Origin of the sequence: Oligoflexus sp. (assembly GCF_035712445.1) — a bacterium.
In the GTDB taxonomy this organism is placed as follows: domain Bacteria; phylum Bdellovibrionota_B; class Oligoflexia; order Oligoflexales; family Oligoflexaceae; genus Oligoflexus.
This window is the reverse complement of the sequence record NZ_DASTAT010000018.1, coordinates 134,950-145,473: the sequence shown is the minus strand read 5'-3', so window position 1 is coordinate 145,473 and position 10,524 is coordinate 134,950. Positions and strand designations below refer to the sequence as shown.

General features: G+C 54.2%; 8 protein-coding genes. 4 read left to right on the top strand and 4 right to left on the bottom strand.

Going from position 1 to position 10,524, the window contains the following annotated elements; genetic code table 11:
- A partial coding sequence (locus VFO10_RS03780) for a dihydrofolate reductase family protein (RefSeq protein ID WP_325137342.1) occupies positions 1–604 on the bottom strand: 604 nt, incomplete at its 3' end.
- Positions 605–675: 71 nt separating this feature from the next.
- On the bottom strand, positions 676–1,173 hold the full coding sequence (locus VFO10_RS03775) for a CarD family transcriptional regulator (RefSeq protein ID WP_325137341.1): 498 nt from the start codon (positions 1,171–1,173) through the stop codon (positions 676–678).
- 333 nt (positions 1,174–1,506) lie between these two features.
- Between VFO10_RS03775 and rpsO the strand changes: the two genes are divergently transcribed.
- From rpsO to dut, 3 genes are all read left to right on the top strand, one after another.
- Entirely contained in the window at positions 1,507–1,776 is a 270-nt protein-coding gene (gene rpsO / locus VFO10_RS03770; protein ID WP_325137340.1) for a 30S ribosomal protein S15, read from the top strand.
- A gap of 124 nt (positions 1,777–1,900) precedes the next feature.
- Positions 1,901–3,976, top strand: a complete 2,076-nt coding sequence (locus VFO10_RS03765; protein ID WP_414697013.1) for a polyribonucleotide nucleotidyltransferase — start codon at positions 1,901–1,903, stop codon at positions 3,974–3,976.
- A gap of 9 nt (positions 3,977–3,985) precedes the next feature.
- Positions 3,986–4,411, top strand: coding sequence for a dUTP diphosphatase (gene dut / locus VFO10_RS03760; RefSeq protein ID WP_325137338.1), 426 nt, complete (start codon positions 3,986–3,988; stop codon positions 4,409–4,411).
- Here dut and VFO10_RS03755 read toward each other — a convergent pair.
- Both VFO10_RS03755 and VFO10_RS03750 read right to left on the bottom strand, forming a co-directional pair.
- Positions 4,397–6,208 carry a glycosyltransferase gene (locus VFO10_RS03755; RefSeq protein ID WP_325137337.1) on the bottom strand — a complete coding sequence of 604 codons (1,812 nt, stop codon included), beginning with the start codon at positions 6,206–6,208 and terminating at the stop codon, positions 4,397–4,399. The two genes, dut and VFO10_RS03755, sit on opposite strands and share 15 nt — an antisense overlap.
- Positions 6,193–8,745, bottom strand: coding sequence for a S41 family peptidase (locus VFO10_RS03750; RefSeq protein WP_325137336.1), 2,553 nt, complete (start codon positions 8,743–8,745; stop codon positions 6,193–6,195). Before VFO10_RS03750 ends, VFO10_RS03755 begins: the two co-directional genes overlap by 16 nt.
- Positions 8,746–8,973: 228 nt before the next feature.
- On the opposite strand from VFO10_RS03750, the gene VFO10_RS03745 reads away from it, so the two are divergent.
- Positions 8,974–10,515, top strand: coding sequence for a TPR end-of-group domain-containing protein (locus tag VFO10_RS03745; RefSeq protein WP_325137335.1), 1,542 nt, complete (start codon positions 8,974–8,976; stop codon positions 10,513–10,515).
- Positions 10,516–10,524 lie beyond the last annotated feature (9 nt).

Genomic DNA, 10,524 nt, shown 5'->3' with positions numbered 1-10,524 from the left:
ATACAAAACTTTCCTCGCTGTGGGAAGCAAGCAAGGAAAATTTGACCTTGCGCGGAAGTTCGGGAGCGATCAGAAAAGGCGCTGCGGATTGCCCAATGAAGAGCGGAGCCAGGGTCAGGCGCAGTTCATCGACGAGCCCTTGTCGATAAAACCAATTGTTGATGATACCACCGCCAAACAAAAGGCATTCTTCATGCTTTTTTTGCAAAAGAAACGAATGGAGAAAAAGCGCGGGGTCTTCGGTACCGAAGACGAGATTGGTCACGCCGCTGCCTTGTGGAAGAGGCAATGGCGTGGAGGAAAGCAGATAACGCGGAATGTGCGTCTGCTTCCAGAACGCGATACCGGGCGGCAAAGGTTTCTGGGCGAAGATATACCAGGCGGGAGGGGTCCCCAAGCGTCCCGGATGATCGAGACATTCGCCATTGGCACGAATGCTGGTCGCACCCACAATGATGGCATCGCAACTTTCCATCTGCAGGCGCAGATGCCGCTGATCGGCATTGCCTGAAAGGCCCACGGTTTGACGTTCCGCATCACCTTCACGATCGTGAAGGCCGATGCGGCCGTCGAGACTGGAAGCCATCACATTGATGATTTGCATAATTTAGGGCCCAACCTCGTCAACAAGCATTCCGGACATGATCCTGGAATACTACGGCTGGGGGCAAGGTATCAAGAACTTGCTCGGGATTTTGAATCGAGAGCCTCGTCGAGTTCGTGCTCGACGTCGCCGGGAACGCGACATTTGGCGGCGGAAATTTCACTGACAAGGCGAGCCTTGGCGCGGTCGATCATTTCCTTCTCACCGTACGAAGGCTGGCGCAAGCGATCCTTGCCGGAAAGATCACGCAGCACTTCCGCGATTTCAAACAGGGAACCCGAACGAATCTTGTCGGTGAATTCCTTCTTCCGACGGTTCCAGATCGCGGAATACGTTTTCGGCGGTTCACCGAGAATGGCAAAAATACGAGCAATGTCGTCATCACTGACGAGTTCGCGAATCACTTGAGGAGAATTGATTTTCGGAAATCTTACCATTAATCCGGTAGCCAATATCTTCAGGATGTAATAATCCTGCGATTGACCGCCCAAGGTGAGACTTTCAACTCCTTGGATTTCGCCTACCCCGTGGGTTTTATGGACTACTTTGTAGCCGGCTGGAAAGGTCATCACCGTCTCCTTCTCGAAACCGAGAAATTTTGTCAGGGAACCAGCGCAGCGGGGAACAACAGCTTATCAATAGGAAGTCATCATTACCGTGTAGCAGTGGCGTTTTATGACAAAACAACGGAGTTTTGTCAATTCCTAAAATAGTATCGGAATTCTGTGAGAAATCATTAAAAATAAGCCCAGAATCGCCATGAGACTGGAAAAACCGTACCCGGTAAGAAGACGAAGCTTGCAATGTGCGCACATTATAGGTAGTTTGCCTGCTTACATCGCCCGAAAACCGGGGCTATGCTGATTCAACGCGTATAAGCTCTCAGTTAGGAAGGATATGACATGGCTTTGAGCAAAGCTGAAACCTCTGAAATCGTTCAAAAATTCGCCAAGAAACCCGGCGACACCGCTTCCCCAGAAGTGCAAATCGCTTTGCTGACTCGCCGTCTGCAGACCTTGAATGGTCACTTCAAAGTGCATGAGAAAGATCATCACTCCCGTTTAGGTCTGATGAAACTCGTTGGTCAGCGTAAACGTCTTCTGACTTACCTGAAGAACAAAGATACCAACGCTTACAAGAATCTCATTTCTGAACTTGGCCTGCGCAAATAATACATACCAAATCACAAAGCGTCTTTATCTCTCGCCAGTAACTTGATACTGTTGGCAAAGGTAAAGACGTTTTTTAATTTGGCGGGCTGCCAATCTTTTTCGGAGTTTTCTTAAGATGTCCCTAATCAAGGAAGCCAAAGTCGGCGACAAAACCATATGTTTCGAATTCCAAAAGTTTGCGAAACAAGCCAATGGCTCCGTCATGGTCAGCTGTGGCGACACTCAGGTCCTTGTGACTGTCTGTGCTTCAGAGGCCCCGAAGGAAGGACAGGACTTCTTCCCGCTAAGCGTCGACTACATTGAAAAGTTTTATGCGGCCGGACGGATCCCCGGTGGATTCGTGAAAAGGGAAACCAAGCCCAGTGAAGCCGAAGTCCTGACAGCCCGCGTAATCGACCGCCCTCTTCGCCCCAGCTTTCCTGAAGAATTCCTCTGCGAAACTCAAGTTGTCTGCACCGTGATGTCGGTGGATCCTTTGCATCACCCTGCGCCTTTGGCTATGGTCGGTGCCAGTACAGCTTTGATGATCAGTGATATTCCTTTCAATGGCCCTGTGGCCTCTATTCGCGTTGGCAAGAAAGACGGCCAACTCGTCCTCGATCCCGTTTTGGGTGAAGAGGGCGACCTCGACCTGACGCTCGCCGCCAATCCAGACGCTGTTCTGATGGTGGAAGCGGCCGCGAACTTCCTTTCCGAAGACGAGATGATCGAAGCGATCACCTTTGCTCATGATGCCATGAGGCCGCTCTTCGAGATGCAGAAGGAAGTTCAGAAAGAAATCGGCAAACCCAAGCGCACCCTGACCGGGAACACGCTGGCTGATACTGTTTATCCCGAAGTGCAGCACCTCGAAGGCCACGCCCGCGAAGCTCTGCAGATTCGTGAAAAGCAAGCCCGCGTCAAAGGCCTGAAAGCGCTGAAAGATAAGATCGTCACTGAACTCAATCCTGACGGTGACAGCGCTCGCGGCAAGGCTTTAGCCGCTGCTTATGAGAAACTGATTTACGTTTCCATGCGCAACATGATCCTGGATGATCGCAAGCGGATCGACGGCCGTTCGTTCACGGATATTCGTCAGATCACCTGCGAAACCAAAGTTCTGAAAAGAACGCACGGTTCGGCTCTCTTCACCCGCGGTGAAACTCAGGCTTTGGCCACTGTCACTCTGGGTTCGGCGGATGATGAGCAGCGGATGGATTCCATCCTGCAAGCCAACTTCAAAAAAGCTTTCATGCTTCACTATAACTTCCCGCCCTTCTCGGTCGGTGAAGCGAAACCTATGCGTGCTCCTGGTCGTCGCGAAGTGGGTCACGGTGCCTTGGCTTATAAAGCTTTGGAAGCGGTCCTGCCCGAAACCAACAAGTTCAACTACACCATCCGTCTGGTTTCCGAAGTTCTGGAATCCAACGGTTCGTCGTCGATGGCCACTGTGTGCGCAGGCACCATGGCTTTGCTCGACGCCGGTGTGCCCATCAAGCAACCTGTGGCCGGTATTGCCATGGGCCTCGTGATGGAAGGTGACAAGTACGCTGTCCTTTCCGATATCCTCGGCGATGAAGATCACCTCGGCGACATGGACTTTAAAGTCACTGGCGGCCAGGAAGGTATCACCGCTCTCCAGATGGATATCAAGATCTCGGGTCTGAATAAGAAGATCCTCGCCGAAGCTCTGGCCCAGGCGAAAGAAGGTCGTCAGTTCATCCTGAAAAAACTGGTGGCGACGATCAACGAGCCTGCGGAACTGAGCCAGTGGGCACCGCAGATCTTTGAAATCAAAATCAAGGAAGACAAGATCCGCGACCTTATCGGTCCCGGCGGCAAAACCATCAAGAAACTGGTGGCGGACCTGCAGGTCAAGATCGATATCAGCGACAACGGTATCGTCAACATCATGGCTCCGGACGGAGCATCGGCTGAACGCGCGAAACAAGCCATTCGCGCCATCACCGCCGATCCTGAAGTGGGCGCGATCTACCTCGGTACGATCAAAAAAGTCGTCGACTTCGGAGCATTCGTCGAGCTGCGCCCAGGCCTGGAAGGTCTTCTGCACATCTCGCAGCTTGAGAACCGTAAAGTCGATCGCGTGACCGATATCGTGAACGAAGGCGAGCAGGTTTTGGTGAAAGTGATCGACGTCGATCGCCAAGGCAAAATCAAGCTGAGTCGCAAGGATGCATTGGGCAAACGTCCCACCGTTTAAGGGTGAGTCATGTTCCAGTTTCGCTTTCATGAAGAATGCACACCGCGTTATATGACCGAACACAGCGCTGCCGCCGATCTGGTGGCGCGTGAAGGTCTGGTGATTGAGCCAGGTACGGTGGCCTGTGTCCCTACGGGCGTTTGGATCTCCGAAGTGGAATGGTCCAAGGTCCCCACGGGATTCATCCCCGAACTGCAGATCCGGGCTCGCTCGGGTCTGGCTCGCAAGAATGCCATTACACTGGCCAACGGTGTGGGCACGATTGATGCGGATTATCGTGAAGAAATAGGGGTTTTGCTGCTGAATCTCGGCCGCGAGCCCTTTACGATCCAGAAGGGCGATCGCATCGCCCAGATGGCGCTCAACCTTGTTGGACGTCTGGAACTTCCCGTCGGCGGTCAGCGCCAGGGTGGATTCGGTTCAACCAGCGTTTGAGATCTTGATTGTTTTGAACGGCTTTTGATCGCTCAGGAGCAAAGCCTGATCGACTAAAAGCCGACCCTTCTCACACTCCCCGACCTTGTAATAGAGCTGCCCCAGAGCCATCACCACCGGTCCTTTTTCCCCGATGATACTGATCAGCTGCTCCAGAACATCAATGGCGCGATCCATATCAACACATTCCAGGCAGGCCTGCGTTAAAGCATAGAGCGTGGACTGATTTTCGATATCGACGCTCAGGCTGCGGCCGAGCCAATAGACGGCGTCATCCGGCATGCCGGTTTTGCGATAGACCTGACCCAGTCCCGCCATGGATTCCGGGTCATTGGGTTTGATGGCCAGGGCCTTCCGATAAAAGGACAGCGCCTCTTCACTTGCATATGTCAGATAGGCAATACGGGCCAGACCAAGGTAGGCCTCACGGTGGACGCACTCATCCGCGGTGCAAAGTTCAAAGCAGTTCATCGCGCCATCAAGGTCGTTGTTCTTCAGAAGGAGATGCCCTTTGAAGAGCTGGAGCTGCGCCCGGAATTCCGGATGCCAGGCCCAGGTCTGAAGACCCTCATCAATGAGCGGCACCAATTCGTCCAGGCTGGCGTCTGAGGCTTCTCGCTTCAAACGAGCCAGGAGTATGTAAAAGTCCTGATTGAGTCCACCAAAAGTCCCCTGTGGGGTCTTGGAGGCGAGCTTTTGAATAAAGGCTTCGACGATCGGGGCTGTATCCGCCGCATCGAACTGATAGCGGCATTGTTCGACCAGAGCCTGACGACCATAGGCGGGCAGCTCGCGCTCTTCATAAACCTTCTGCAGCTCGGCAGCCAGTGTCCCATAATCGTTCTGCTCGACCGCAAAGATGGGGGCCAGGGCCTCGGCCAAAGGATGATGGGCGCTCACCAGGGGACGCGCGCCGCAGGCCATGGCTTCGAGGATCCAGAAGGAGGCATGAGCGCTCTCCATATCCGACTGATGGATCCACGAGATGGCAAGGTCCGTGGCACTATAAAGATCCTTTTGAAAGGGGCTGGTATCCTGCGAGATGAAAAGCAGCTGACGGGCCAGACCAAGATCCACAGCGAGGTATTTCAGGGCCTCCTTGTTCTGCCCACTGCCTGTAAACAGCAGCCGCAGCCGGGAGGCGATCTCCTGGTTATGGTCAGTTAAATACTTGAGCGCAAACAGAAGATTCCGCGCTCCCGTATCATGCGCAAGGGGATCACAGCAGCTGATCAGAAACACATCATTCGGCATCTTGATATACTGACGGAACCGCTCTCGATTCTGGGGCTGAAAATCCATGCGTCGCGTGTGAATGCGCGGTGCCAAAGACTGAATGCGATCGCTATCAATACCGATAAAGCGCAGCGACTCCGCCGCCTCGTCTCCATAAACCAAAAATCCACTCGCGCATTTCAAAAGATCGTCCAAAGCGGGCTGATCATGATCCATGGCCCATTTCAGATCCATGGGGTCACTTGAAAAGATCAAGAGCGGCTTCTGATGCTGATGGCAATACCGCAGCGCCTGCTGCGTGGACTGATCGATAAATCCAGAGGCAATCACAAGGTCCGCACGGGCCAGCTCATCTTCAAGGCCGAGCATATAGCCCGGCAGATGCTGGTCTTCAAGGAAACTTTGGAGGGCGAGCTTCGAGGTGTAAATCGTTTTGCGCAAGGCATGCAGGAAGGTGGCGGCACGAACAGCATGAACTTCTGCCAAAGGCTCCAGAAGGTCAAAGGCCCTTAGGTTTTGACTCTTGCCGATGACGAGCAGAATGTTCAATTTTCCGTCCATGGAGTTCTTCCTGTATTCACGTTCGACTTGGATACGCGCGGGACGGGGCTTCCGCTGATAAAGAAGTGAGATTTGCTCGCTTCCATCTGCTCGCGACTCACGACGGAAACACCCACCTGCAATTGCTCGGACGTCAGTTCCAACGAGGCCTGAATCGGCACGCGGATCACGCGCACTTCTCCCGGCTCGACAGGACCCACTTTCAGTTTTCTTTCATCCAGCCTGATCTGCTTGCCGGCAAGGTTTGCGACCTTGGCTTCGACCATGCTGGCTGTCACCTGGGAATTATTGCGAATCGTCACTTCCAAACGAGCCTGCTCGCCTGCTTCCAATACGCCTTCCGCTTTACCGCCGGTTTCCTGGGTCAACTTCATGGCGATATCAAAGCGAGGCACTTCCCCTTCCTTGATCTCCACAATCAGATGACGCTCCAGATTGGTCAGGGGACCACCGCTGCGCGCAAGGCCCACACGGATTCTTACCGGACCGTCCTTGGCCGTGGCCTTGACTTCATAGCGCACGACGCCGCGCTGCTCTTCACCGGGTTCAATTCTTCCAATCAAAACTTCGGAGGTTCCGAGGTTACTGCGATTGCTCGTGACAAATACCGAGAGGCGGGTGATCGCTTCCTTGCCCAGGTTCTTGACGCGCCATGGGATAAGAGCCGGCTGGCCTTCCTGTATTTGAAAACGATCATCCAGATCCACGGTGAATTTGGTGCGACGCGGATCGAAGGCGAGGCGCTCCTGGGTGCTTTCCGACCAATCCACATTGGATTTTTCCAGCCACTGCGCGGTGCTGCTGTCGAGGCGCTCCAGATTCTCACGCAGAAACTGCGAGGCGCTGGCTTTCCAGTAACTGGAACGAAGTCTTTCCTTCGGCATGGGCACACCGTCACGCATGGCGAGTTCGGTCAGAAGCCTTTGCGCGAAGTCGAGAGGAATGTCCTTCGGTGGAACCTTGCTGGCAGCTTGGGCAGCCTCCGGCAGAAGGTAGAAGGCTTTCCATTCTTCATTCTGATTGGCGACGCGGGCTTTACCAGGATCAAGGCTGTGATCGAGATAACGCTCGCTCTTATAGCGATATTCACCAAGAAGGTTCCAGTTCTCCTTGCCCTTGTGCACGGGCTGGAGCCAGATGTCAGGCATGATGCCGGTATTCTGAATCGAAATACCCTTGGGCGTATAGTAACGGGCTATCGTGAGTTTCAGAGCCTGCTCACCAGGAAGTTCAAAGACGGTCTGCACCGAACCCTTGCCGAAACTCGGCTCGCCGATCACAAGGGCGCGGCCATGATCCCGCAAGGCACCGGCCACGATTTCACTCGCAGACGCTGTATCCCCGTTGGTCAGGATCACGAGCGGATAATCAAAGCGATAAAGATTATTCTTGGCCATTTCGTATTCACGCGTGCGGCCCTGGGTGGACAGGATGCGGCCCTCATCAATAAAGAGGTCAGCAACCTTCACCGCCTGATCCAGAAGACCGCCGGGATTGCCGCGCATGTCCAGAATCACACCAGCCAAAGGATCCGCATCACGCTGCGCCTTGATCATGGCATCCCGCAGCTCCACGGCGGTCCGTGAGGAAAAGCTGTCGATATAGGAGTAAAGGATCTTGCCTTTATCGGTCGGTATAAGCTTGGATTCCACGGAATCGACCTGAATGATCTCACGCGTCAGGGACAGGCGACGCGGCGCAAAATCCCCTTCCCGCAGAACGAAAAGATTCACCTTGGTTCCGGGTTCACCGCGCATGTACTGAACAAGGTCATCCAGCGTGGTTCCGAAGGTGCTTTTGCCATCAATCTGCATGATGCGATCAAACTTCGAGACCCCGGCCCGGGCTGCCGGGCTTTTCGGCAAGGGCTTGATCACGGTCAGGACATCATCCTGAATCCCAACGACCACACCGAGTCCACCGAAGGAACCTTCCGTGCCCTGACGCAGGTCGCGATATTCATCGGGAGTCAAAAGATTGCTGTGGGGATCCAGGCTCGCAAGCATGGCTGATAGAAATTGAAAGGCGCCATTGGGAGTCTTTTTGCTTTTATCCCGCGGCCTTTGTCGTTCCAGGAACTGACTCGTCCGCAGCGCATCGCGCATCAGATCATCATAGGTGTAGCGTCCGCTGAAGCGGAAACCTATGGAGTCATTGCCTTTGGTGAGTCGCAGCGATCGATCGCTCATGCTGCTCAGCACAGCGACATCCGTCTCGTGCAAAGAACGCAGCGTGGATTCCATGAGCTGCCGGTTTTCCACCCGCGGCTCGTCCACATAGTAGTTCTGCACGATGGTGATGATCGAATCGATCAGAAGCGAATCGGAAACTTCGAGTCGATCTGAAAGATCCTGACCTGGACCCGGGCGGGTCATGGCCGGAGATTCACGATCGCCGATAGCCTTGAGGGTCATGAAGTTGAAGGGCTTCTGACCATCCCGACTGACTACGCTCCGTTCGGCATTCAACGCAAAATAAAACGCCAGACTCAAGATGGGCCATAGAGCGTATTGCAACATTTTCTTCCAGTCCCGCATGTTCTGCTTCTCCTAGGAGTCCCTATCGACAGCTAGGAAATTTTGTTTAGGCGCCAGGCAAAAAGCGGCCCACCCGGGGCCTTGCGGCGGGATTCTTACAGAATGTAATAAATTGATTTTATTGGATATATTTGGCCATCGGGCCGAATCTTCAAAAAAGACTCAAAGAAAAGACAAAAGCGCCGAAGAGATATTTGGAGAATTTGGCAAAAGACTACTGAGGTGGTTATGAGTTGGGAACGGATACCAGGATCTGGCATCAAGAAGTGCCGTGAATCTAGCTCGAAATCGGGCGGCGGCGGGTACGGCAGGATTTTCCTGGCTTCAGCCCTCATGCTCCTCCCCAGCTTGTCTCAAGCCGCCTCGACGAATCCCTCCAGCCCCCCCGCAGTCACCCCGGAAAAAAACCTTGAAGAATTGGTCTGGCTCGGTGAAGTGGATCAGCTCGATAGGCTGGAAAGGTCTGCGGCGCGTCTGGTCCAGCAGAATCCCTATTCCGCCTATGGGCATTATCTTCTGGCGGAACTCTATCTGAAGGCATTCAAACAAAGCCCCTCGCAGCTGCGCTATCTGAAGCAGGCTTCCGAGCTGGGGCAGCAGGCGGTGGAATTAAGCCCGCACGAGGAATATGGTTACATCGTCTCGGCTCAGGTCCTCGACCTGATGGGGTATACCGAGAACGCGCTGTCCGTTCTGGAAGGTGACGGCAAGATTCCCGTGCGGCAGTCATGGCGCGTGGACTTCATGCGTGGTCAGCTCTTGACCGGTCAAAGCCCGGAATCCACAGTGCTCAAGCATTTCGAGCGCAGCCTGAAAAAAGATGCCACGGCCCAGAATATTGTGATCCCCTATGTGATCGCGACCATGCAATCGCATACGACCGGCGATACTCTGATCGGGGATCTGCGCAGCTGGCGTGAACGCTATCCCCATCATCTTTTTGATCTGAGCCTTGCGATCGCGCTGAGCGATAATCAGAAATATCAGGAAGCACACCAGATCTATGCGCAGCTGCAAAAGACCCAGCCGCAGCTGACCGAAGTTTTCATCAACGATGCCATCATTCTCTATACGCATCTGAACAAGCCCAACGAGGCTCAGAAGATCCTGGCCAATGTTCTGACTTACGAGGGTCTGGATCAGGCCCGAACGGTGATGATCAAGGCACATCTGGCCCGTTTGCAGCTGGAACATGGGAAGAAGTATGACGAGGCCCGCCGGCTCTTTGCCGAGGCGATCAGCGCGGCCAAAAATCCTTTGGAGTGGGTGGCCTTCTCCCACAAAGCCTACGAACGCAATCAGCGTCTGATGGATTTCGTGGCCTTGCTCGATGATCTGCGGCCGGCCTTGTCCGGTACGAGCTATCTCTATGCCCTGCAGGGGGAAGTCCTCTCCGAGCGCCTCTCTTTGCATGAAAGAGCCATTGAGTCCTTCTCAGCCGCCATCCTGCTCGATCCTGAGCGCAGTGAGTTTCTGAATGGCCTGGGTTTGACCTATTACCGCATGCATCAGCTGGACAAGGCTCTGGCCACCTTCAATGAGGCGTCCAAAATCGACCCTCAGGACGCCACGGCCCGTTATAATGAAGCCTGCGTCCTGGCGATCCTCGGCCGCACCAATGAAGCCCTGGGCTCGCTCAAGGCCGCCATTGGCCTGGATCCCCGCCTGCAGCAAACAGCCCGGCTGGATAAGGACTTCACCAGCCTCCGGGTGACCGAGCAATTCCAAAGCCTGACCAACGTTGTGCCTGTCACGGCAGGTCGTCCCTGATTGACGGCA